Source organism: Methylobacterium sp. 092160098-2 (genome assembly GCF_028920805.1).
In the GTDB taxonomy this organism is placed as follows: domain Bacteria; phylum Pseudomonadota; class Alphaproteobacteria; order Rhizobiales; family Beijerinckiaceae; genus Methylobacterium; species Methylobacterium fujisawaense.
This window is the reverse complement of the sequence record NZ_JAQPZJ010000006.1, coordinates 21,273-43,088: the sequence shown is the minus strand read 5'-3', so window position 1 is coordinate 43,088 and position 21,816 is coordinate 21,273. Positions and strand designations below refer to the sequence as shown.

Genomic DNA, 21,816 nt, shown 5'->3' with positions numbered 1-21,816 from the left:
TCGCGGCGCTGCTACAGGTCGCGAGCTCCGTCCTGGCGGGATAGGCTTGTAGGTGATCGCATCATTGCCTGCATCTCCGCAGCCTCCGGCAACTCCGGGGTCCCGAGCAGGGCACTCATCGCCTCCTGCGCATCGATCCAGCGCCACACAGTCTACAGCTACTAGTTAGCTAGCTAGTACCCGCTGCTAGCTAACGGATAAAGGCCAGCCAGCTAGTAGCTACCAGCTTGCTAGTGGCTACCATTTGATACCCGTTAGCTAGCTGTTAAGCTATGCATGACGTGGTGAGTGCAGCGTCCGAAACTGGAGGAACCATGCCCGTCATAGCTTTTGCCAACCCGAAGGGCGGCTGCGGGAAATCGACCAGCGCGCTGCTGCTGGCGACCGAGCTGGCCGTAAAGGATGCTTCTGTCACCATCATCGATGCTGACCCGGAGCGTTGGATCAGCCAGTGGGCGAAACTCCCTGGGAAGCCGGCGAACGTCACAATCATCAGCGACGTGACAGAAGAGAGCATCGTGGACGCTATCGATAGCGCCGAGCGCGAAGCGGCCTTCGTCATCGTGGACTTAGAGGGTACGGCTAGCTTGTTGGTAGCCAATACTATCGGCATGGCCGACTTGGTGGTAATTCCTACGCAGGGATCGAGCATGGATGCCAAAGGGGCGGCAAAGACGATCCGCCTCATTCGCAACTCTGAGAAGCTGTCGCGGCGGCGGATCGCCCATGCGGTTCTGCTCACTCGTACCAGTGCGGCCGTCACCTCCCGCGCCCTGCGCAACGTGCAGGAGCAGTTGCAAGCAGGTGGCATCGAAATGTTCGAAACGGCTGTCGTGGAGAGAGCTGCCTTCAAGGACCTGTTTGATTTCGGCGGAACACTATCGGGCCTAGCCGCGACACAGACGAGCAACCTCGAAAAGGCCATCCAGAACGCTCGCGAGTTCGCAGGGGAGGTGGTCTCGAAGCTGAAGGCGGCGAGCGCGAGGACTGCAGCGTGATGGCCGGTAAGGAACGTGCTTCTCTCGGCTTTGGCGACGAGCTTGACGACATTGATCCGTCCGCCTGGGCCAAACCAAAGCCCCGAGATGACAAGCCTGCCCCCGAGGTGACGAGGCAGGCCGCCGAAGCGACCGGCTTCCGTAGCCGAGAACCCGCCAGGATCGAGCAGGCGCCGGTCACGCCTCGGCAGCAGCGCCGTCGCCGGACAGGACGCACGGCCCAGCTAAACCTTAAACTGAAACCAGAGACAATCGAGGCGTTCACCCGCGTCGCGGACACAAATGGCTGGGGGCTCGGCGAGGCCTTCGAACGCGCTGTCGTTCTGCTAGAGCAGAGCGGCGGCGCCAAATGATAGCTGGTAGCTACCAGCTTGTTAAGCGGATTGAGGGTACTTAGGGATAGTACCTCTATGCGCATAAGGGCGGGACACTGTTGGCGAAGTGAGCGTGGCCGGACTGGCGGGCGTTGAGAAGGTTTCCCAGCCCGGAGGCCGCCCATGTCGCTTCCCTCGCAACCGCTACCGCCTGTGCCCGAAGACACCGCTCGGATCGCGCGGGCCGCTTTCCGGCGCGGCAACCCATACATGCTCCTGCGCGAACGGCTCGGCGCGCTGTTCGCCGATGCCGATTTCGCTGACCTCTACTCAAAGCTTGGCCAGCCAGCCTACGCACCCTGGCGCCTCGCGCTCGTCACGCTGATGCAGTTCCGGGAGGGACTGAGCGACCGGCGAGCCGCCGAGGCGGTGCGAGGGCGGAGCGCCTGGAAGTACCTGCTCGCGCTGGATCTGGCGGATGCCGGCTCCGACTTCTCGATCCTGTGCGAGTTCCGGGTCCGCCTGCTCGAACACGAGGCGGGCGAGCGCCTGCTCACCCGCCTTCTTGAACCGCCCCGGGATTTTAGGAGGCTCCAACTCTTGAGTATCCGTGTTGGTCAAGTGTGGTTTGGAGCCCACGGCCGATTGTCTCTGATGAGGGCATTTGCCATGACGATGAGCCTACGCATGATGGCCACGAGAGCGACCTTTTTCTGCTTTCCGGCGGCGGTCAGCCGATCATAGATAAGCTTGAGGTCGACGTTGAAGCGCGCGGCAACGATGGCGGGAAAGTAGAGCGCTTGGCGTAGCGCAGCCCGCCCACCTTGAATCCGCTCCTTTCCTTGCCATCGCCCTGATTGTTGCGAGACAGGAGCAAGTCCGGCCAGGCTAGCGGCCTGCTTGCCTTCCAGTTCGCCGAGTTCCGGCATGTCGATGATAAGCGTGACGGCGGTGACCTCGCCGACCCCAGGAATGGTTTGCAGAATGGCAACTCGCCTCGAGAGGTCGGGGTCCAGTGCGGCCATCCTCGCCAGTTCGGTGTCGATCCGCTTCACATCCTTGTCGATCCGGGCAAGACGATCTTCCAGCTGCCGTTTGAGCAGAGGAAGTGTCGCGACGGAGCGGCGAATTTTCGCGGCGGCCCGATCCTTGATGAGCGCTCGGCGTGCGGCGAGCAGCTCCCTCAGGTCGTGGAAGCTTTTCGGCCTCGGCGTCTGAGCCTCCAATTCAAGAGCGGCGCCCATCCGAGCCAGCATGGCAGCATCGACGCGGTCGGTCTTTGCCAGGCGGCCGGTTGCCTGAGCAAATCGGCGCGCCTGCTTCGGATTGACCTTGACGAACGGCACGTCTCGGCTGCCGAGAACAAGCTCGAGCTCGCGATGATGTAATTACCCAGGCCTGTGATGGCTGGGCTCAGGCGCCGACGGTTTTGAGGATGGCGCCGAATGGATTGGCGCCGGTCAGGCGCGCGGTGTCGACGACGGTGCGGATGGCGGCCTCGCCCTCGGCCGCCCACATGGCCCGGTAGCCGTTGGTGACCTTCCGCTGCACGACGGCCGGACGCAGCAGCCGCTCGGAGCCGTTGTTCGTCGGCTCGACCTTTCCGGGATAGGCGAGGAAGACCAGGAGCTGATCGCGGGCGCGGCTGATCTTGGCCTGCAGGGCGAGGCTCAGATCACAGCGGCTCGACGTGGCGAGGATGGCACCCAGTTGCCGATCCAGGCTGCGGCGCTTGGCCGAGAGCGTCGCGGCGGCCAAGTCGGTGACGCGCTCGGCCAGGGCGAACACGCGCTGCAGCCAGAGTTGCAGACGCCAGGGCACGGGATCGTCGCTGGCCTCGACGGCGTAGGCGACGTCGCGCGCCAGATGCGCCAGGCAGGTCTGGTGCTCATCCGCATGGCCCTGCTGGGCCGCGTAGCGGTCCGAGATCCACACCGCGGGCCGATGCCCGTCCATCATCTCGCGCACCACGACAGCGCCGCGCGTCGGCGAGGCCGTGTGCACCACGGCTTGCGCCGAGTGGAACAGCCAGTGGTAAGCGTTCGAGCCCTCGATGCGCACGCCGGTCTCGTCGCAGGCGACGACCTCGGCCTTGCGCAGGGCGGCGATGGCAGTGTCACGACCGGCACGGAAGCGGCCTTGCGCGCGGTGGAGCAGGTTCATCAACCCGCCCTGGCTGAGCGTCAGACCGAACAGGTCGGAGAGCGCCGCCTGCAGCCGTTCGTAGGAGAGCGCCTGAAAGGTCTTCAGGTACGTCGCCACCGCGTGCAGCCGCGGACCGAACGGGGTGCCGCGCGCCGCTTCCGGCACCGGTGCGACCACCCGCTCTCCGCAGCTCGGACAACGGACCGCGAGGCGCTGGTGCTGCGTCACGATCGGCGCCACCGCGGGCAGCTCGATTTGCTCAGAGACGCTGACGATCTCTGCCGGAAGAGCGGCATGCAGGCTGCCGCCGCAGCGCGTGCACGCCTCGGGACGATGCTCGACGATTGTATCGGGATCGTCGCTCAGCACCCGGCTGTGACCCTCGTGACCGGGCTTGGCGCCGCCCGGCTTGGAGTGCTCGCGCTGCTCCTTGCGATCGCTCGCGGGCGGCTTGGACGAGGTGCGCGAGGTCTTCTCTGGCCGCTGCAGCCGCAGCACCAGCTCGATCAGCTCCTCGCGGCTCAGCCGTTCCAGTTCGCTGCGGCCCATCTCACGAGAGAATCAGCGAAATCGGCTCCCGGCAAGAGGCAAGCTCGTCCCGGCAAGCGGCGCAGCCGCGGGCGTTCAACCGCCGGCCAATCCACCCCGTGGGTAATTACCGCGATGATAGGGTCCTGTGGCCTCGAAGACGATCAAGGTCTTCTGAAATGCTCCGATCCATTTCAGAAGCAGCCGATGACCTTCACGATTATTGCCGACACTTAGCCGGTGTCCATCGCCCAACCGGTAGGCGTCAAGGGTATCCTTGGCTATGTCGATCCCGATGGTCTGCTGCATGTTTCGCCTCGCCGCTTCGTCTTGCCATACGGGCCCAAAGCCCCTGTATCCGTTCAAGTCGGTGAAGGTTGTGGAGAGCGGCCACACTCAAGAGCGGTCCCGTGTCGACCAAGAGAATTTCGGCCCGCATCCCCTGCATGACGGGCAACGACCCTTCGATGCAGCCCCAGCCAAGGAGCCATTCCTCCATAAGACAAGAGACTGGTGCCATGACGAGGCATACCCCACCCTTTTCCCCTGAGGTTCGCGAGCGGGCGGTTCGGCTGGTTCGGGAGCACGAGAGCGAGCATGGCTCGCAATGGGCCGCGATCCAGTCGATCGCGGCCAAGATCGGTTGCTCGGGCGAGACGCTGCGCAACTGGTTGAGACAGGCTGAACGCGACCGGGGCGACAGGGCCGGCCCGACTACGGATGAGCGCGAGCGGATCAAGGCTCTGGAGCGGGAGAACCGCGAACTCCGGCAAGCCAACGAGATCCTGAGGAAGGCGAGCGCGTATTTTGCCCAGGCGGAGCTCGACCGCCGGTTCCGGTCATGATCGCCTTCATCGACGCGCATCGCGCGCTCTACGGGGTCGAGCCGATCTGCAGGGTGCTGCCGATCGCCCCGTCGACGTACCGTGCCCATGCCGCGCGGCGAGCTGATCCCAGCAGGCTGCCGGCCCGGGCCAAGCGCGACGCGGCGCTGATGACCGAGATCCGGCGCGTGCACGCGGCCAATTTCGGCGTCTACGGGGTCCGCAAGGTCTGGCGTCAGCTCGCCCGAGAGGGGATCGCAGCGGCGCGCTGCACGGTGGCCCGGCTGATGCGGGCGATGGGCTTGGCCGGCGTCGTGCGCGGACGCAGGGCCCGCACAACCGTTCCCGATCCGGCGGCGGCCTGCCCCCTCGACCGGGTCAACCGACAGTTCAGGGCCGAGGGCCCGAACCGATTATGGGTGGCGGATTTCACCTAGTGGTCTGAGTTAGAAGTCTGTTTGCAGAAGCGGCCGACACTGGCCAAGATTGCGTCGGCTGACTTGGTCCAGACGAATGGCTTGGGATGAGCGTTGGTCTCAGTGATGTAGTCTCGGATCGCTGCCTCCAAGTCCTCCGTGCTGGTGAATGCCCCGCGCTCCAGCCGACGTCGGCTCAGAACGGAGAACCAGCACTCCACGAGGTTCAGCCACGACGCGCTCGTCGGCGTGAAGTGGAGGTGGAACCGGGGGTGCTGCAGCAGCCAGTCGTGGATCAGCTTGGTCTTGTGCGTCTTCAGGTTGTCGAGCACGAGATGCACCTCCAGATCCGCTGCAACGGATCGCTCGACCTGCTCCAGGAAGGTGCGGAACTCGGCGCTGCGATGCCGCGGCTTGCAGCTGCCGATCACCGTTCCGGCTTTCACGTCGAGGGCGGCGAACAGGTCGAGCGTGCCATGCCGGCGATAATCGTGGGTCACGCGCTCGGCCTGACCCGGCCGGAGGGGAAAGGCCGGCGCCGTGCCCTGCACCGCCTGGATCTGCGGCTTCTCATCGACGCACAGCACCAGCGCGCGATCGGGTGGGGCGAGGTAGAGGCCAACGACGTCACGGACCTTCTCGACGAACGCCGGATCCGTGGAGAGCTTGAAGGTGTCGGCTCGGTGCGGCCGCAGACCGAAGGCGCGCCAGATGCGCGACACCGCGGTCTGGCTCATGCCCGTGCGGCGGGCCATCGTGCGGGTGCTCCAGTGCGTGGCGTTGGCCGGCGCCTCTTCCAGAGTGAGGGCGACCAGGCGCTCGACGGCCGCGTCATCGATGCTCCGGGGTGCGCCAGACCGGGGAGCATCGACCAGCCCCTCCAGCCGATGTGCGGCAAAGCGGCCCCGCCACAGCGCCACGGTCTGCCGGCTCACGCCCAGAGACCTTGCAACGCCCAGATTGGTCGCTCCTGATTGCCCGCAGGCCAGGATGATGCGCGCGCGTTGAGCCAGAGCCTGACCGGTTCCATGCCGCCGCAACAGGCGTTGCAGGGCGGCTTGCTCTTCCGCACTGAGGTCCAGAGCGACAGCTTGCGGTCCACGCGACATGGCACACCTCCTGGCTCGGTGCGATCCAGTCTGCTCCCACAACCCGCAAATGCACGTACTTTTCTAACTCAGACCACTAGGAGCGCGTCTGAGTAACGGGGTTTGGAGCCGGGGTGGAGCGGCGAGACCTGAGCGGACGATGCGGCTTGGCGGGCTCAGCGGCCGGCCTGTGCCAGCTTCAGCAGGTTGTGGGCGGTGCAGATCATCGCCCATTCGCCCCGGACCTGATCGAGACCGCGGAGCAGGAACTGCCGGAAGCCTCGGGCCTGCTTGATCTGCCCGAACACCGGCTCGACCACCTGCTTCCTGAGGCGATAACGGCTGCGGCGGCCAGCCCGCTTCAGGCGGGCGGCCATCGCGCTCATCAACGGCATCTTGGTCACCTTCCGGCGGCCGGCGGCGTTCGCCTCGCCATGACGCGCCCGGCCCGGGGCAAGGTAGCCCGTGATGCCCCGCTCCTTGAGCGCGACGAGGTTCGCCTCGTTGGCAAAGCCGGCATCACCCGAGACCTCCCGCGGTTTGCGCCCGAGATGAGCCCGGACCCCGTCCACAAGCGGCACGAGCGCGCGGTGATCGGCCGGGTTGGTCACGAGCCGGTGCGCGACGATCACCTGATGGGCCGCGTCGACCGCGATCTGGCCGTTGTAGCCCTGCACGAAGCCATCCCGCGTGGGCAGGATCCGGCTGTCCGGGTCGGTGAAGTTGCGCTGCGCCCGGTCGGGTGGACCGCCGTCTTCACCGCGCAGTGGCCGGCCCTGCCAGCGCATGCCCGACGAGGCACCCGGCCCGCTCTCGTCCTCTGGATCGGGCGGGTCAGCCGCCTCCGCCTCCAGCGCGGCCTTGGCGGCGCGGATTGCTTCCAGCCGCCGCTGCTTGTCGGCCATCCAGTCCGGCGTCTCGTCGCCGCGCCGGTCCACGCCATGAGCCTGATCCTCGGCCGCGTCAGCCTCGCGCGCGCTCCAGCCAAGCGTCCACCTCAGCGGCCAGGGCCGGCTCGGCCGTCTTCATCCGCCCGTAGCTCATCGCTTTGTGGCGGGAGGCGTTCGCCTTCAGCTTGGTCCCGTCCATCGCCACGTGGGCGAACCCGACCAGACCGGCCGCCCGACACAGGCGCAGCACCTGCACGAACAGGTCCGACAAGGCCGCGAGGTGACGCTTGCGGAAGTCGGCGATGGTGCGGAAGTCGGGCCGGTTCAGGCCGGTGACAGCCATGACGTCGACAAAGCTCCTCGCAGGCCCGGGCGAGCTGGCGCGAGGAGTACAGGCCGCGGCTGTAGCCGTAGAGCAGCAGGGCCACCATCATGCCGGGATGGTAGGGCGGGTATCCGCGCTCCTCCGTGTAGGTGTCGAGGATGGCCGAGAGGTCGAGCGCCTCCCGCACCGTGTCCCGCACGAAATGCGCCATGTGCCCGGGCGGCACGAACTCGTGCAGCGAGGGCGGCAGCAGCCAGCCCTGATCGACGTCCCAGGAGCGAAACACCTTGGCCATGAGCCGAGTGAATCACCTCTGGGTGCCGCCGTCGAGACGGTTACTCGGACGCGCTCCTAGTGGTCTGAGTTAGAAAAGTACGTGCATTTGCGGGTTGTGGGAGCAGACTGGATCGCACCGAGCCAGGAGGTGTGCCATGTCGCGTGGACCGCAAGCTGTCGCTCTGGACCTCAGTGCGGAAGAGCAAGCCGCCCTGCAACGCCTGTTGCGGCGGCATGGAACCGGTCAGGCTCTGGCTCAACGCGCGCGCATCATCCTGGCCTGCGGGCAATCAGGAGCGACCAATCTGGGCGTTGCAAGGTCTCTGGGCGTGAGCCGGCAGACCGTGGCGCTGTGGCGGGGCCGCTTTGCCGCACATCGGCTGGAGGGGCTGGTCGATGCTCCCCGGTCTGGCGCACCCCGGAGCATCGATGACGCGGCCGTCGAGCGCCTGGTCGCCCTCACTCTGGAAGAGGCGCCGGCCAACGCCACGCACTGGAGCACCCGCACGATGGCCCGCCGCACGGGCATGAGCCAGACCGCGGTGTCGCGCATCTGGCGCGCCTTCGGTCTGCGGCCGCACCGAGCCGACACCTTCAAGCTCTCCACGGATCCGGCGTTCGTCGAGAAGGTCCGTGACGTCGTTGGCCTCTACCTCGCCCCACCCGATCGCGCGCTGGTGCTGTGCGTCGATGAGAAGCCGCAGATCCAGGCGGTGCAGGGCACGGCGCCGGCCTTTCCCCTCCGGCCGGGTCAGGCCGAGCGCGTGACCCACGATTATCGCCGGCATGGCACGCTCGACCTGTTCGCCGCCCTCGACGTGAAAGCCGGAACGGTGATCGGCAGCTGCAAGCCGCGGCATCGCAGCGCCGAGTTCCGCACCTTCCTGGAGCAGGTCGAGCGATCCGTTGCAGCGGATCTGGAGGTGCATCTCGTGCTCGACAACCTGAAGACGCACAAGACCAAGCTGATCCACGACTGGCTGCTGCAGCACCCCCGGTTCCACCTCCACTTCACGCCGACGAGCGCGTCGTGGCTGAACCTCGTGGAGTGCTGGTTCTCCGTTCTGAGCCGACGTCGGCTGGAGCGCGGGGCATTCACCAGCACGGAGGACTTGGAGGCAGCGATCCGAGACTACATCACTGAGACCAACGCTCATCCGGTAGATTCAGGTGGTCGTCGCAACAGCCTGCGGAGGGCAGTTGCGATGGTGGGGCGGCGGCGTTCGGATCGGGCACTCCGGAGCAAGCTGAGATCGCCGGGGCGTCCGCCCGTGGCACGGCAGGAGCATCGACGCCGGTTCTGGGTATTGATCGCGTTGGGTCTATCGAGCGAGGGCGCTGCGATGGGATGCGGGATCTCACAGCCGGTAGGGACACGCTGGTTTCGAGAAGCGGGCGGACTGCCGCCCTCACATCTCTCGCCCTCGTCGCCGTCGCCCTCTGATCGCTACTTGTCCTTCACCGAGCGTGAGGAGATCGCGCTGCTTCGGGCGCAAGGTCAGGGCGTTCGGGAGATAGCGAGGCGGCTGGGTCGGGCGGCCTCGACGATCTCACGGGAACTGCGGCGGAACGCGGCGACGCGCAGCGGCAATCTCGACTATCGTGCTACGACAGCCCAATGGCACGCCGAGCGTGCGGCGCGCCGGCCGAAGCAGGCGAAGCTGGCCGCCAACGCAGCTCTGAGGACGTATGTGCAGGACCGGCTCGGGGGCGCTATCATCGCGCCCGACGGCGCTGCGCTACCGGGGCCGGCCGTGCCCTGGAAGGGACGGCGACACGGGCCACGTCAGCATCGGCGCTGGGGTCTGGCGTGGAGCCCGCAGCAGATCGCTGAGCGCTTGCGGCTGGACTTTCCAGGCGATGAGACGATGCGCATCAGCCATGAGGCGATCTACCAGTCTCTTTACATCCAGGGTAGAGGAGCGCTGAAGCGCGATCTGACCGCGTGCCTACGCACGGGACGAGCTTTGCGGGTGCCTCGATCGCGCAGCGCTCGTCGGGGCAAATCGTTCATCACCCCCGAGGTCCTCATCAGCGAGCGGCCGCCCGAGGCAGAGGATCGCGCCGTGCCGGGGCATTGGGAAGGAGACCTCATCCTCGGGCTGCGCAGCTCGGCGATCGGCACCTTGGTCGAGCGAACGACGCGCTTCACGATGCTGCTGCATCTGCCGCCGATGGCGGGGCACGGAATAGTAGCGCGTGAGAAGAACGGGCCGGCGCTGGCGGGTCATGGTGCCGAGGCCGTGCGCGACGCGATCAGCCGCACGGTCACGAGCCTGCCAGAGCAGTTGCGGCGCTCGCTGACCTGGGACCAGGGGGCGGAGATGGCTGAGCATGCCCGACTGCGGATCGATTCGGGTTTGCAGATCTATTTCTGCGATCCGCGCTCACCCTGGCAGCGCGGCACGAACGAGAACACCAACGGTTTACTGCGGCAGTACTTCCCCAAGGGAACTGACCTCGGCGCTCACAGCTCAGATGATCTGGCGGCGGTTGCGGCAGCGCTCAACGGTAGACCGCGCAAGACACTGGGATGGAAAACCCCCGCCGAGGCTCTCGACGCGATCTTACGATCCAGCCATGCTGGTGTTGCGACGACCGCTTGAACCTGGGTCCCAAGCCATTCGTCTGGACCAAGTCAGCCGACGCAATCTTGGCCAGTGTCGGCCGCTTCTGCAAACAGACTTCTAACTCATACCACTAGGTGATGTCCATCGCCCAGACCTGATTGGGTCTGTCGACCGTTAGCCCCCGCAGCAGATACGGGTAGATCTTGTGCCCCAGCGTAGGCTTCGAGGTGCTCGGTTTGCGGTAGAGTGCCTCGATGCGCAGGCGCTTCATCAGCGTCGCGACATGGCAGCGGCCAATCGCGACGCCCTCTTTGTTGAGGAGATCCCGCAGCATCCGGCTCCCCGCGAAGGGCAGTTCGAGATGCAACTCGTCCATCCGCCGCATCACCGCGAGATCAGCGGCCGGAACCGGACGTGGCAGGTCGTAGACGCTGCCCCGGCTGATCCCGAGCGCCTTGGCCTGTTTGGCGATGGGCAGATCGTGCCCGCGCTCGATCATCGCTTTGCGCTCAGCAGACCGGCTTTGCCGAGCGCGCCGGACAAAAAATCGTTGGTCAGCGTCAACTCGCCGATCTTGGCGTGCAGCGTCTTCACGTCGATAGCCGGTGCCGCCTCCGACCGGGGCGCGGATCCGAACACCCCGGCAGCCCCGTCGAGAAGCTGGGTCTTCCAGGCCGTGATCTGGTTGGGATGGACATCGAAGTGCTGGGCCAGTTCGGCCAGGGTCTTCTCGCCCCGCAGGGCAGCCAGAGCCACCTTCGCCTTGAAGGCTGGGAGATGGTTCCGGCGTTGTCGCTTGCTCATCATCGCTCCTGACTGGCCGCCGTCAGGCAGAAATTCCACTCAGCCCCACTGTGCAATTTCCCCGAGCCACCTCTCTCGTCGGCGGTCAGAGCCACAAGGTCGAGCTAAGTGCGGCCGGGGAGGATAGCGTTCAAGGCAAGCTACCGGCCCCGGTCACAGGAAACGTCGTGGCCGCCGTGGCGCTGAAGGTCGGTGGCAAGGCGGTCTCGGCCCGCTTCACCAGCAAGGCCTGAGAAACAAGTTCGCAGGCCTCCGGAGAGCCGTTCTGCGATCCGGAGAGCACGATGCCTGACGGTTCGATCGAGCGCCGAACCGTCTACTTGTGACTATGCCCTGCCGGGGGCGTCTGCGCGCTCCCGGCGCCTGCCCCTGCAGGTCCAGCCGCATGGCCGTCTGCCGGTTGGCTCATTGTGCCAGCGCCATCCATGTTCATCGAGCCGTGGTCCATGCTGCCGTGGTCGCTCGCGGCCTGCGCCTGCATCCACAGATCGTTATACACATCCTCGGACATCTGCGGCAGTTTTTCCAGGAACGCCACGGTCGCCCAGAGCATCGCGTCGCCATCGCTCTCCATCGACGGCATGCCGCTCATCTTGATCCCGTGCTTCAGGATCCAGAACAGCTCGCCCGAGGTGTAGCGGTCCGCGACCTCTTTCAGGCTGGGTGGGCGTGGATACATGCTCTCGGCCAGTTCACTCTGCTTGGCGCCGGGCGCGCCGTGACAGGTCACGCAGTGTTCGGAGAAGTGCCTCACCGCCGAGACGATGTTCTTCGGCGCGTCGTAGCCAGCCGGGGGCGCGAGCTTGGCCGCATGCACCTTGATCGAGCGCACGCGCGCCGTGTTCAGCACCCAGCAGGTCGCGGCCCAATGCCGGTCTGTGGCAGCCACGTTGAAGAGGCCCGCATAGATCACCGCGGCGGCGATCAGGACAGACAGGACGCCGGCCGACAGTAAGGTGACGAGGACGATCTTGACGGTTCTCATGCCTGCGTAGAGCACAGCGAGTTCGCCTGCAGTCAAGAGCGCCGATGGTCCGACCCCGCGTTCGAAGCAGGCTTGATCTCGGGATCAGAACAAGACTCGGTACACAAGGTATGCGGCCGCGAGCAGGGCGAGGATCGCTGCAACCCGAGTGATCCTAGAAGAAGCCCTCTTCTGCGGGACTTCCTCGTCGCAGTCGTACCACAGGGGATTGTCGCCATTCATCGTCTTACTCTCCCGATCGCCGAGGCCGACAACTATGATGAGCCGGCTCCGTGTTCCGCAGATCGCGGAGGTATCCAGCGTATCCGCACACCCCTAACAGGGGCTTTCTACGCTTCGGGACCACGTGTGTGACCTGACCGGCTAGCCTTGGACCGGACTGATTGGGAGGATCAGCCAACACCGGAGAAGTTGGGGATGAAGCGAGGATAGAGGCCGACCGCAGAGCAAGTTGCGCTGACGCTGCGCCAGATCGAGATACAGACGGCACAGGGCAACAATTGTACCGCCCGCGGATTGTGAGACACCGATCTGAAGCCTACGCGGCCAAGGCCGCGGGTGGAAGCTGCGCGGTGCGAATGGCGGCTGGTGGTCGGAACCCGTGCCGCTCGATCAGCCACGTCTCATTGTAGAGGTCGCGAAAGGCCAGCAAAGCGCGACGCAGGTCCTCGACCGTGTCGAAGCTGTCCACCCAGAGCAGGTTTTCCTTGAGTGTGCGGATGAAGCGCTCGGCGCAGCCGTTCCCTTCCGGTGCACGCACGAAGGCGGGCGAACTCGCGATGCCCAGGAACGCCAGCTCCGCCTGGAAATCGTCCGACATGTACTGGCTGCCGTGGTCGTGCCGGACACTCAGGCCGGAGGCGATTTTGGCCGTAAAACCGCCGAAGCGCTGCCGCACGCCCTGGCGGATCGGCTCCAGCGCCTCGAACCGTGTGGCCCGACGCGCCGCATGGATGCCCACGCACTCGGCCGAGCAGTGATCGACGGCCACGAACACCGCGACCTGGCCCTCAGCCGTCCAGGTGGTGGTCAGATCGGTGCCCCACATCGTGTCCACCCTCTCCGGGACGATGGTGCCGTCGTGATTGCGCGGGCCGCGCGGTGTGCCGACGCGATGCGGATTCCGACGGAAGCCGGCCACCCATTCCGACGCGAAGCCGGCCAGCGTTCCGATTTGATGTCGGCCACCATTCCGAGATGAAGCCGGCCACTCGGTAGCCGGCATCGGCGACGGCGCATCCCCGTGGGTCAGCAACCGCGGCATCCCAGTCCTCGACCACGAGGAGGATGGGATGCCGGCCAGGAGAGAGCTGACCATGCGACAGATCAGACAGATGCTGCGGCTCGCCCATGAGGGGGTGAGCGCGCGTGAGATCGGACGAACCCTCGGGATCGCCCGCTCCACCGTGCAGGACAACCTCGGCCGAGCCAGCGCTGCCGGCCTGACCTGGCCACTCGGCCCCGAGGTCGGCGACACGGTTCTGGAACAGCGCCTGTTCGCCCGAGCCGGAGTGAAGCAGGGCCTTCGACGGTTAGCCGAGCCAGATTGGCCGTCGCTGGTCCGAGAGATGCGCCGGCCTGGAGTCAACCTCACGGTGCTGTGGGAGGAGTACCGGGAGGCTCATCCCGAGGGATACGGCTATTCCCGGTTCTGCGACCTGTACCGCGAGTTCGAGCGCCGCCTCACCCCGGTGATGCGCCAGCACCATGCGGCCGGCGACAAGGTCTTTGTCGACTATTCCGGCAAGCGGATCGCCATCGTCGATCCGGCCACCGGTGTGGTGCGCGAGGCCGAGATCTTTGTCGCGGTGCTGGGCGCGTCGAGCCTGACCTACGCTGAGGCGACCTGGACGCAGACGCTGCCCGACTGGATCGGCGCGCACGTCCGCCTGTTCCGCTTCCTCGGCGGCGTCCCCCGCCTCGTCGTCCCGGACAACCTCAAGAGTGCCGTCCACAAGGCCTCGTTCTACGACCCGGAGATCAACCGCTCCTACGGCATGATGGCCGACCATTACGGCGTCGGCATCCTGCCAGCCCGGCCCCGCAAGCCGCGCGACAAGGCCAAGGTCGAGGCCGGCGTCCGCTTTGCCCAGAGCTACATCCTCGGACGGCTACGTCGACAGACGTTCTTCTCACTCGCCGAATGCAACGCCGCCATCGCCGTGATGGTGGAGCGCATCAACGCCCACCTCATGCGCCGGCTCAGCACGACCCGGCGCGCCCTGTTCGAGGCGATCGAGCGGGCGGCGCTCCGTCCCTTGACGGTGGAAGACTACACCTTCGCCGAGTGGCGGCTGGCTCGGGTCAATCTCGACTATCACGTCGAGGCGGCCGGCTTCCTGTACTCGGTGCCCCACGCCCTGATCCGCGAGCAGGTCGACCTCCGCATCACCGCGCGCACCGTCGAGGTGTTCCACCGCGGTCAGCGCGTCGCCGCCCATGAGCGTCGCTATGCCGGCCAGCGGCACGGCACCGATCCCGAGCACATGCCCAGCGCGCATCGGCGCTACGCCGAGTGGAGCCCCGAGCGCTTCCGGCGCTGGGCACGCGGCATCGGCCCGGAGACCGAGGGTCTCGTCGTAGCCATCCTCCACGACCGTCCTCACCCAGAGCAGGGCTTCCGGACCTGCCTGGGCATCCTGCGCCTCTATCGCGGGCTCGCCCCCGGCCGGGCGGAGGCTGCCTCGGCCCGGGCCGTGGCCATCGGTGCGCTCACCTACAAGAGCATCGCCTCGATCCTGGCCAACAGCCTCGACCGCACCGCGCCGTCTGCCGAGGCCGCTCCCGTCCTGCTCCACCCCAACCTGCGCGGCCCGCGCTATTTCCATTGACGGAGACGACGATGCTCACCCATCCCACCCTCGATCTCCTGCGCGAGCTCGGCCTGACCGGCATGGCCTCGGGCTTCAAGACGCTCGATGCCAACCCAGAAGCCGGCGCGCTCTCGCACGCCGAGTGGCTCGGACTGCTGCTCGAACACGAGGCCACCGCCCGTCGGCAGAAGCGCTTCGAGACCCGCGCCCGGGCCGCGCACCTGCGCCATCCCGCCAGCATCGAGGATGTCGACTACCGCAGCCATCGCGGCCTCGACCGTGCGCTGTTCCTCAAGCTCGCCACCGGCGACTGGATCCGGACCCGGCGTAATCTCGTCATCACCGGCCCCTGCGGCGTGGGCAAGAGCTGGCTGGCCTGCGCGCTCGGGCACAAGGCCTGCCGAGACGACCTCTCGGTGCTGTACTACAGGGTCCCGCGCCTGTTTGCGGCTCTCAGCTTGGCGCGCGGCGATGGTCGCTATGGCCGGATGCTGCGCCAGATCGCGCGCGTGAACCTCCTGATCCTCGACGATTGGGGACCCGAGCCACTCCTGCCCGAGCAGGCGCGCGACCTCCTGGAGATCATCGAGGATCGCTACGACACTGGCGCGACCCTGATCACCAGCCAGGTGCCGGTCGACCGCTGGTACGACATCATTGGCATCCCCACGCTCGCTGACGCCGTTCTCGACCGGCTGCTGCACAACGCTCACCGCATCGAACTCGCCGGCGAGAGCCTACGCAAAATCAAGGCGGCCGAACCTACCGCTTGACCTGCTGAACCGACCCCGTGATCTTCACCTCCGACCCACGGGAGCGCCTCCGCCACCGGCCGGCTTCAGATCGGAATGGTGGCCGGCTTCGCCTCGGAACGACGGCCGGCTTCAAATCGGAATCCCCGGCCGGCTTCGTCGGAATACGCACAGAAGCCCGAGCCGGAAGGCCGGGCGGTGGTGATCGAGCTCGACGAGATGTGGCACTACCTCAAAAAAAGTCCGAGCCGCTCTGGATCTGGAAGGCTTGGGATCGTGCTTCAGGGCAACTGGTGGACTGGGAGTGCGGCGGTCGTGACAAGGCCACCTGCGAGCGTCTGATCCAGCGGCTCGCGCGCTGGCGCACCCGGCTCTACTGCACGGACGCCTACGCCGCCTACACCGTCCTCCTGCCGCTCGGGCAGCACTATACCGGCAAGGACGAGACCCACGGCATCGAGCGGGACAACGCCCGGCAGCGGCACTGGCTCGCCCGCTTTCGACGCCGCTCCATCGTGGTCTCGAAGAGCAAACGCATGGTGGACGTCAGCCTCGCCCTGTTTGCCCGCTTTGCCGGGAACAGCAGGATCAGCGACCTGCTATCTATGCTGACCTAAAACCCTCCCATCAGGATGGTAGACGAAACTCAGTACCGGCGCACCAGCGTCGCCAACTCGGCAGGGACGGTTGAAGCTCCGGGCGTCCAGCGCAAGCCAAGCTTCACATCGTGCGAGTCCGTATTCTTGAAGGTCAATGCCTCGCAGGATTGGCACTGCCCGGCGTAGTTGTAGACCGTGCCGGTCGACGCATCGCCGAGGTTGAGATAGCGATAGGCGAGCTCGACCGTGAAGTTCGGGGTCACCTCGTAGCCTATGCCGGCGTGCAGCGCCCAGGCGAAGCTCGTCTTCGAGGCAGATTTCGCGTAGGCGAGACCTTGCGTGACGACGTTCGTATCCTTGAAGTTTTCGAGCGTCACCTGCGCCGCACCGACCCCGGCGCCCAGGAAGGGCGTGAGACCATACCAGTGCCCTAGATCGACGTAGCCGTTGACGAGAGCGATTGCATCCTGCTTCGTGGCGCTGTACTCGTCCGCGCCGTAGCCGAGCGGCAGGCTGGCATCGCGGTAGCGTTCCAGGCCCGTGAACGTGGCCGCGCTGCGGTACTCACCTGTGACGTCGACCCGGAACCATCGGTTGAAGCGGTAGCCGACGCCGACGCCCGCGAGCGGTGCGCCCGCGAAGCCGAGGTTGACCTTCTCGATGGTGCCGAGCGCGTCCAGGCTGTTCGAGAGCCGCTCCACGGATTGGTTGCTGAACCCGATGTCCCCGCGCAGGTAGAAGCCCGATGCTTCCCCATCCACGTCGCCCGCCAGTGAACCGCGCAGTTCAGGAGCGGGGGTCACTACGGGTCCCTGGAGGAGGTCGGCCGCTGACGCGGCGCTCACCCCCGCCGCAATCCACAGCACGCATCCAGCCGTGCTGGAGCTTCTTACACCCTGCATTACAGCAAGCTCCTGACCACGAGAGCGATGTTGCCAATCGTGGATCTAACAGCAGAGACATGACCTGTCCGTTAAGATTAACACGGGAAGTCTCCACGCTGCCGGAATTGTTCTGCCTCCGATGCTCAGGGCAATGCCGCGAGGACAGATCAGCCCTCTGTCTCATCGATCTTGCTGATTCAGATGCCCTCGAACAGGGCCGAGGAGATGTAGCGCTCGGCAAACGAGCAGGCGACCGTGACGATGCGCTTGCCCTTGAATTCGGGCCGGCTCGCGAGCTCGAGGGCCGCCGCGACGTTGCCGCCCGTCGAGATGCCGCCCGGGATGCCCTCGAGGCGCCCGAGCAGGCGCGCCGTCTCGAAGGACTCCTGGTTCGTGATCGTCAGGACTCCGTCGAGCACCGAGCGGTCGAGGTTGCCCGGGATGAAGCCCGCGCCGATGCCCTGGATCTTGTGCGGGCCGGGCTGGCCGCCGGAGATGACCGCGGAATCCTCGGGCTCGACGGCGAAGAGCTTGAGGTTCGGCAAGCGGGGCTTCAGCACCTGGCCGACGCCCGTGATGGTGCCGCCGGTGCCGACGCCGGCCACGAAGGCGTCGAGCTGACCCTGCGTGTCGTTCCAGATCTCCTCGGCGGTGGTCAGGCGATGGATCTCGGGGTTGGCCGGGTTCTCGAATTGCTGCGGCATCACCGAGCCCGGGATCTCCTTGAGGAGTTCCTCGGCCTTGGCGATGGCACCCTTCATGCCCTGCGCGCCGGGGGTGAGCGCCAGCTCGGCGCCCAGGAAGGCGAGCATCTTGCGCCGCTCCAGCGACATGGTCTCCGGCATAACCAGGATCAGGCGGTAGCCGCGGGCCGCCGCCGTGAAGGCCAGGGCGATGCCGGTGTTGCCCGAGGTCGGCTCGACCAGGGTGCCGCCGGGCTGAAGCTTGCCGGACGCCTCGAGCGCGTCGATCATGTTCACGCCGATGCGGTCCTTGACGCTGGCGATCGGGTTGAAGAACTCGAGCTTCAGCAGGATCTCGGCATCGATGCCGCGCTCCTGGGGTAGGCGGTTCAGGCGCACCAGGGGCGTGTTGCCGATGGTCTCGGTGATGGAGCCGAAGACGCGGCCGTGGCCGGGCTTGCCAGAGGGGGACGAAACAGCGGAATCGGCCATGAACTTCTCCTGAGCAGCAGTGTTCGCGATGAGCACCGCGAACGGGTAGCAGCTGCCGTCAAGGCTGACGCCCAGCCGACATCCGGGATTGGGTTGAAGGTTCTCGTAATTCAGTGAAGCGGAGAGACTCCCCTCCGTCTACCCGTCGCAGTGGGAGGGCCGGTGTCCGTGATCATTCGCGAGCGCGGAGCAATCACCGTGCCCGTTGTCTCTGGCTCCGGAACCCTGATGCTGCGCCTTCAAGACAGGGCCTTGCCGATTGGCGCCGCGATGTAAGGCTTCGGCCGGCTGAAGCCCGGATTGCTTTCTGCCCTGCGCATCTGGCTGGTGCGCATCAGCCAGCTGACACCGCTCTCGCTTGCCGAGGCTGCGAAAGGCGCCGGCACTCCCGATGCAATCAGGCCGGCCGCAGCCAGAACCACACCCACGCGTCTCATCTTACTCTCCAAAGCCTCAAGCTGCGGGCTTCTCAAGTGAGTTCGAGGCATCGCGTGTGCTGGTTACAAGTGAATAGGACCGGCTGCCGTCGGGCCGGGGCAGATTGAGAGGGTATGAACCGCTCCGGGTTTCCCGGAGCGGTTCAGTGGCCGGCGTCGACGGCATCGGCGGGTTCGAGAAGCAGTACCACGTCCAACCCGACCCGACGAAGCTCGCCTCCCTCGACCTCTCCTTCGGCGACGTCGCCCGGGCGCTGGAGGCCAACAACGCCAACCAAGGCGCCCGCTACCTGGAGGACAACGGCGAGGGCTACGTCGTACGCGCCGCCGGTCGCCTGGAGAACATGGACGAGATCCGCAATGTGGTCGTCACCACCCGGGGTGGCGTCCCGGTCCGGATCAAGGACATCGCCGAGGTGCGGATCGGGCGCGACCTGCGCACCGGCTCGGGCAGCGAGAACGGCCGGGAGGTCGTGGTCGGCACTGCCCTGATGCTCATCGGCGAGAACAGCCGCACGGTCGCGGCCGCCGTCGACGCCAAGATGAACCAGATCCGCAAGTCGCTGCCCCCGGGCGTCGAGGTTCAGACGGTGCTCAACCGGACGCTTCTCGTCGAGGCCACCGTCAAGACCGTGGCCAGAAACCTGGCCGAGGGTGCGGCCCTGGTCATCGTCATCCTGTTCCTGCTGCTGGGCAACATCCGTGCGGCAGTCATCACGGCGCTGGTCATCCCGGTCGCGATGCTGATGACCATGACGGGAATGGTCGAGGCGAAGATCTCGGCCAATCTGATGTCGCTCGGCGCTCTCGACTTCGGCCTTATCGTCGACGGAGCGGTCATCATCGCCGAGAACTCGCTCCGGCACTTGGCCGAACGGCAGCACGAACTCGGGCGCAAGCTCGACCTGGAGGAGCGCCTGCAGACGGTCCGAGCCTCGGCCGAGGAGATGATCAAGCCGTCCCTCTACGGGCAGGCGATCATCATCCTCGTTTACGTGCCGCTCCTGACCTTCACCGGGGTCGAGGGTAAGATGTTCGAGCCGATGGCCCTGACCGTCATCATCGCCCTCATCTCAGCCTTCGTCCTGTCGCTGACCTTCGTGCCGGCGATGATCGCCATCGTCATCACCGGTAAGGTCACTGAGAAGGACAACTTCATCATCCGCGGGCTGAAGGCGGCCTACCGCCCTGCGCTCGCGGGCGCCGTGCGCGCACCGATGGCGTTCATCGGGGCGGCCCTCCTGCTGCTCGTCGGGGCAGGTCTGCTCTTCACCCGGCTCGGCGCGGAGTTCATCCCGACGCTGGACGAGAAGAGCATCGCGATGAACGCGCTGCGCATCCCATCGACCTCGCTGTCCCAGTCACAGGCGATGCAGCTCAAGATCGAGCAAGCGGTCGCGAAGTTCCCGCAGGTCGCCTACGTGTTCTCGAAGACCGGCACCGCCGAGGTCGCCTCCGACCCGATGCCCCAGAACTCCTCGGACACCTTCGTCATCCTCAAGCCGCAGGAGGAATGGCCGGACCCGGGGCTGTCCAAGGCGGAACTGCAGGAGCGGATCGAGGCCGCAGTCGGCAAGCTCGCCGGCAACGTGCTGGAGTTCTCCCAGCCGATCCAGCTGCGCTTCAACGAGCTGCTCGCCGGCGCCCGCGGCGATCTCGCCGTGAAGGTGTTCGGCGAAGAGTTCGAACCGATGCTCAAGGCAGCCAACCAGATCGCCGCAATTCTGCGCGGGACGCAAGGCGCGGAGGACGTCAAGGTCGAGCAGACGCAAGGCCTGCCCTTTCTGGAGATCAAGATCAACAAGACAGAGGCCGCCCGTTTGGGCTTGAGCACCGCCGCAATCCAGGAGGTGATCGGTGCGGCGATCGGCGGACGCGAAGCTGGCATGGTGTTCGAGGGCGACCGCCGCTTCCCCATCGTGGTGCGCCTGACCGACAAGGTCCGTGAGGATCGCGAGGCGCTGGAAAACCTACCCGTCACGCTGCCACCCAGCCCGAATGGGCGCGTCGCCTCCGTGCTTCTCAAGCAGGTCGCGAGCTTCGAAGTCACGGAGGGGCCGAACCAGATCTCGCGCGAGAACGGCAAGCGGCGTGTCGTGGTCACTGCCAACGTGCGCGGGCGCGACATCGGCTCGCTCGTGGCGGAGGCACAAGGAAAAGTCGGCGCCCAAGTGCAGCTGCCGGCCGGCTACTACGTGACCTGGGGCGGGCAGTTCGAGAACCTGGCCTCGGCCCGGCAGCGGCTCATGATCGTGGTGCCGGTCTGTTTTTTCCTGATCTTCCTGTTGCTCTACTCGGCGTTGGACTCGCCCCGGGACGCACTGCTGGTGTTCAGCGCCGTGCCGCTGGCGCTGACGGGGGGCATCGCGGCCCTGTGGCTGCGGGGCATGCCGTTCTCGGTGCCGGCGGCGGTGGGCTTCATCGCGCTCTCAGGCGTGGCGGTCCTGAACGGCCTCGTGATGCTGACCTTCATCAAGCAGCTCATCGCCGGGGGGCGGCCCCGGCGGGAAGCCATCCTGGAGGGCGCGATGACCCGGCTGCGGCCGGTGGCGATGACCGCGCTCGTGGCCTCGCTGGGCTTCGTGCCGATGGCGCTCGCCACCGAGACCGGCGCGGAGGTGCAGCGCCCGCTCGCGACCGTCGTAATCGGTGGGCTGATCAGCGCGACCCTGCTCACGCTCATCGTGCTGCCGGCGCTCTACGCGCGCTTTGGCGGCAAGGAGACCCCGACATCTTCCGTGAAGGAGGCCGCGGATCGCGCCTACCGGCCCCTCAGGCCAGCCGCAGAGTGAGACGCCATGTCCCCGCAGAAGCCCTCACGTCTCAGGCGAAGTCCAGGATCCGACCCGAACCGCGCCGCCTCCGAGAGAGGCTGCACGGGACCGAGAGGGATCTACTCCGTGCTCGCCATGGTCCTTCTCTGGTCGTGCGGCACGGCGGCCGCGGGAGGCGCGGAGGCCCCGTTTGGGCTATCCTGGGGGCCTGTGACGACC

Annotated in this window: 14 protein-coding genes, 8 pseudogenes and 1 other annotated feature; of the genes and pseudogenes, 11 read left to right on the top strand and 11 right to left on the bottom strand. The window is 66.3% G+C overall.

The features are described 5' to 3' along the window. The first annotated feature begins 314 nt into the window (after positions 1 to 314). The 3 genes and pseudogenes from PQI07_RS36665 to PQI07_RS36655 form a co-directional block, all read left to right on the top strand. On the top strand, positions 315 to 998 hold the full coding sequence (locus PQI07_RS36665; protein ID WP_274929326.1) for a ParA family protein: 684 nt from the start codon (positions 315 to 317) through the stop codon (positions 996 to 998). Further along, positions 998 to 1,351: a stability/partitioning determinant gene (locus tag PQI07_RS36660; RefSeq protein ID WP_274929325.1), complete on the top strand. Its 354-nt coding sequence runs from the start codon at positions 998 to 1,000 to the stop codon at positions 1,349 to 1,351. The genes PQI07_RS36665 and PQI07_RS36660 overlap by 1 nt, the downstream gene beginning before the upstream one ends. A 144-nt stretch (positions 1,352 to 1,495) precedes the next feature. Next, positions 1,496 to 1,891, top strand: a pseudogene (locus PQI07_RS36655) (transposase); the annotation flags it as partial. Between the two features lie 38 nt (positions 1,892 to 1,929). On the opposite strand, the pseudogene PQI07_RS36650 reads toward PQI07_RS36655, so the two are convergent. The 3 genes and pseudogenes from PQI07_RS36650 to PQI07_RS36640 form a co-directional block, all read right to left on the bottom strand. After that, positions 1,930 to 2,670 (bottom strand): annotated as a pseudogene (locus PQI07_RS36650) (IS110 family RNA-guided transposase); the annotation flags it as partial. A gap of 55 nt (positions 2,671 to 2,725) precedes the next feature. Continuing rightward, positions 2,726 to 4,006, bottom strand: coding sequence for an IS66 family transposase (gene tnpC, locus PQI07_RS36645; protein WP_274929324.1), 1,281 nt, complete (start codon positions 4,004 to 4,006; stop codon positions 2,726 to 2,728). Positions 4,007 to 4,081: 75 nt separating this feature from the next. Continuing rightward, positions 4,082 to 4,294 carry a hypothetical protein gene (locus PQI07_RS36640; protein ID WP_274929323.1) on the bottom strand — a complete coding sequence of 71 codons (213 nt, stop codon included), beginning with the start codon at positions 4,292 to 4,294 and terminating at the stop codon, positions 4,082 to 4,084. Between the two features lie 209 nt (positions 4,295 to 4,503). Between PQI07_RS36640 and PQI07_RS36635 the strand changes: the two are divergent. Further along, positions 4,504 to 5,243, top strand: a pseudogene (locus PQI07_RS36635) (IS3 family transposase); the annotation flags it as partial. Next, positions 4,785 to 4,901, top strand: a sequence feature (AL1L pseudoknot). It overlaps the preceding pseudogene by 117 nt. On the opposite strand, the gene PQI07_RS36630 reads toward PQI07_RS36635, so the two are convergent. After that, positions 5,243 to 6,334 carry an IS630 family transposase gene (locus PQI07_RS36630; protein WP_274929322.1) on the bottom strand — a complete coding sequence of 364 codons (1,092 nt, stop codon included), beginning with the start codon at positions 6,332 to 6,334 and terminating at the stop codon, positions 5,243 to 5,245. The pseudogene PQI07_RS36635 and the gene PQI07_RS36630 overlap by 1 nt on opposite strands. Before the next feature lie 155 nt (positions 6,335 to 6,489). Next, positions 6,490 to 7,823, bottom strand: a pseudogene (locus tag PQI07_RS36625) (IS1182 family transposase). Between the two features lie 136 nt (positions 7,824 to 7,959). On the opposite strand from PQI07_RS36625, the pseudogene PQI07_RS36620 reads away from it, so the two are divergent. Beyond that, positions 7,960 to 9,035, top strand: a pseudogene (locus PQI07_RS36620) (IS630 family transposase); the annotation flags it as partial. Next, positions 9,010 to 10,410, top strand: a complete 1,401-nt coding sequence (locus PQI07_RS36615) for an IS30 family transposase (RefSeq protein WP_274929335.1) — start codon at positions 9,010 to 9,012, stop codon at positions 10,408 to 10,410. The pseudogene PQI07_RS36620 and the gene PQI07_RS36615, both read left to right, overlap by 26 nt. Before the next feature lie 97 nt (positions 10,411 to 10,507). Here PQI07_RS36615 and PQI07_RS36610 read toward each other — a convergent pair. Further along, a pseudogene (locus tag PQI07_RS36610) lies at positions 10,508 to 11,178 on the bottom strand (IS3 family transposase); the annotation flags it as partial. A 50-nt stretch (positions 11,179 to 11,228) separates the two neighbouring features. Here PQI07_RS36610 and PQI07_RS36605 point away from each other — a divergent pair. Continuing rightward, a complete protein-coding gene (locus PQI07_RS36605; protein ID WP_274929321.1) occupies positions 11,229 to 11,411 on the top strand; it encodes a hypothetical protein in 183 nt (60 codons plus the stop codon). Positions 11,412 to 11,494: 83 nt separating this feature from the next. Here PQI07_RS36605 and PQI07_RS36600 read toward each other — a convergent pair whose 3' ends face one another. Both PQI07_RS36600 and PQI07_RS36595 read right to left on the bottom strand, forming a co-directional pair. Next, positions 11,495 to 12,163, bottom strand: coding sequence for a c-type cytochrome (locus PQI07_RS36600; protein ID WP_274929320.1), 669 nt, complete (start codon positions 12,161 to 12,163; stop codon positions 11,495 to 11,497). Between the two features lie 538 nt (positions 12,164 to 12,701). Further along, a pseudogene (locus PQI07_RS36595) lies at positions 12,702 to 13,283 on the bottom strand (transposase); the annotation flags it as partial. Positions 13,284 to 13,455: 172 nt separating this feature from the next. Between PQI07_RS36595 and istA the strand changes: the two are divergent. The 3 genes from istA to PQI07_RS38070 all read left to right on the top strand — a co-directional run bounded on the left by istA (position 13,456) and on the right by PQI07_RS38070 (position 16,345). Further along, positions 13,456 to 14,994 carry an IS21 family transposase gene (gene istA, locus PQI07_RS36590; protein ID WP_053609000.1) on the top strand — a complete coding sequence of 513 codons (1,539 nt, stop codon included), beginning with the start codon at positions 13,456 to 13,458 and terminating at the stop codon, positions 14,992 to 14,994. An 11-nt stretch (positions 14,995 to 15,005) separates the two neighbouring features. Beyond that, positions 15,006 to 15,749, top strand: a complete 744-nt coding sequence (gene istB, locus PQI07_RS36585; RefSeq protein ID WP_053608999.1) for an IS21-like element helper ATPase IstB — start codon at positions 15,006 to 15,008, stop codon at positions 15,747 to 15,749. Between the two features lie 272 nt (positions 15,750 to 16,021). After that, positions 16,022 to 16,345: an IS1 family transposase gene (locus PQI07_RS38070; RefSeq protein ID WP_446721022.1), complete on the top strand. Its 324-nt coding sequence runs from the start codon at positions 16,022 to 16,024 to the stop codon at positions 16,343 to 16,345. A 29-nt stretch (positions 16,346 to 16,374) separates the two neighbouring features. Here the strand turns inward: PQI07_RS38070 and PQI07_RS36575 are convergent, their stop codons facing one another. From PQI07_RS36575 to PQI07_RS36565, 3 genes are all read right to left on the bottom strand, one after another. Continuing rightward, a complete protein-coding gene (locus PQI07_RS36575) occupies positions 16,375 to 17,172 on the bottom strand; it encodes an outer membrane protein (RefSeq protein WP_274929318.1) in 798 nt (265 codons plus the stop codon). A gap of 236 nt (positions 17,173 to 17,408) precedes the next feature. Next, a complete protein-coding gene (cysK, locus tag PQI07_RS36570) occupies positions 17,409 to 18,386 on the bottom strand; it encodes a cysteine synthase A (RefSeq protein WP_274929317.1) in 978 nt (325 codons plus the stop codon). 239 nt (positions 18,387 to 18,625) lie between these two features. After that, positions 18,626 to 18,814, bottom strand: coding sequence for a hypothetical protein (locus PQI07_RS36565; RefSeq protein ID WP_274929316.1), 189 nt, complete (start codon positions 18,812 to 18,814; stop codon positions 18,626 to 18,628). A gap of 155 nt (positions 18,815 to 18,969) precedes the next feature. Between PQI07_RS36565 and PQI07_RS36560 the strand changes: the two are divergent. Further along, a pseudogene (locus PQI07_RS36560) lies at positions 18,970 to 21,615 on the top strand (efflux RND transporter permease subunit); the annotation flags it as partial. Positions 21,616 to 21,816: the final 201 nt, after the last annotated feature.

Excerpts from the sequence above, each read along its gene's own strand:
- PQI07_RS36665 (WP_274929326.1), top strand. The coding sequence starts at position 315 with ATGCCCGTCATAGCTTTTGCCAACCCGAAGGGCGGCTGCGGGAAATCG.
- PQI07_RS36660 (WP_274929325.1), top strand. The coding sequence starts at position 998 with ATGGCCGGTAAGGAACGTGCTTCTCTCGGCTTTGGCGACGAGCTTGAC.
- tnpC (WP_274929324.1), bottom strand. The coding sequence starts at position 4,006 with ATGGGCCGCAGCGAACTGGAACGGCTGAGCCGCGAGGAGCTGATCGAG.
- PQI07_RS36640 (WP_274929323.1), bottom strand. The coding sequence starts at position 4,294 with ATGCAGCAGACCATCGGGATCGACATAGCCAAGGATACCCTTGACGCC.
- PQI07_RS36630 (WP_274929322.1), bottom strand. The coding sequence starts at position 6,334 with ATGTCGCGTGGACCGCAAGCTGTCGCTCTGGACCTCAGTGCGGAAGAG.
- PQI07_RS36615 (WP_274929335.1), top strand. The coding sequence starts at position 9,010 with ATGGTGGGGCGGCGGCGTTCGGATCGGGCACTCCGGAGCAAGCTGAGA.
- PQI07_RS36600 (WP_274929320.1), bottom strand. The coding sequence starts at position 12,163 with ATGAGAACCGTCAAGATCGTCCTCGTCACCTTACTGTCGGCCGGCGTC.
- istA (WP_053609000.1), top strand. The coding sequence starts at position 13,456 with ATGCCGGCCAGGAGAGAGCTGACCATGCGACAGATCAGACAGATGCTG.
- istB (WP_053608999.1), top strand. The coding sequence starts at position 15,006 with ATGCTCACCCATCCCACCCTCGATCTCCTGCGCGAGCTCGGCCTGACC.
- cysK (WP_274929317.1), bottom strand. The coding sequence starts at position 18,386 with ATGGCCGATTCCGCTGTTTCGTCCCCCTCTGGCAAGCCCGGCCACGGC.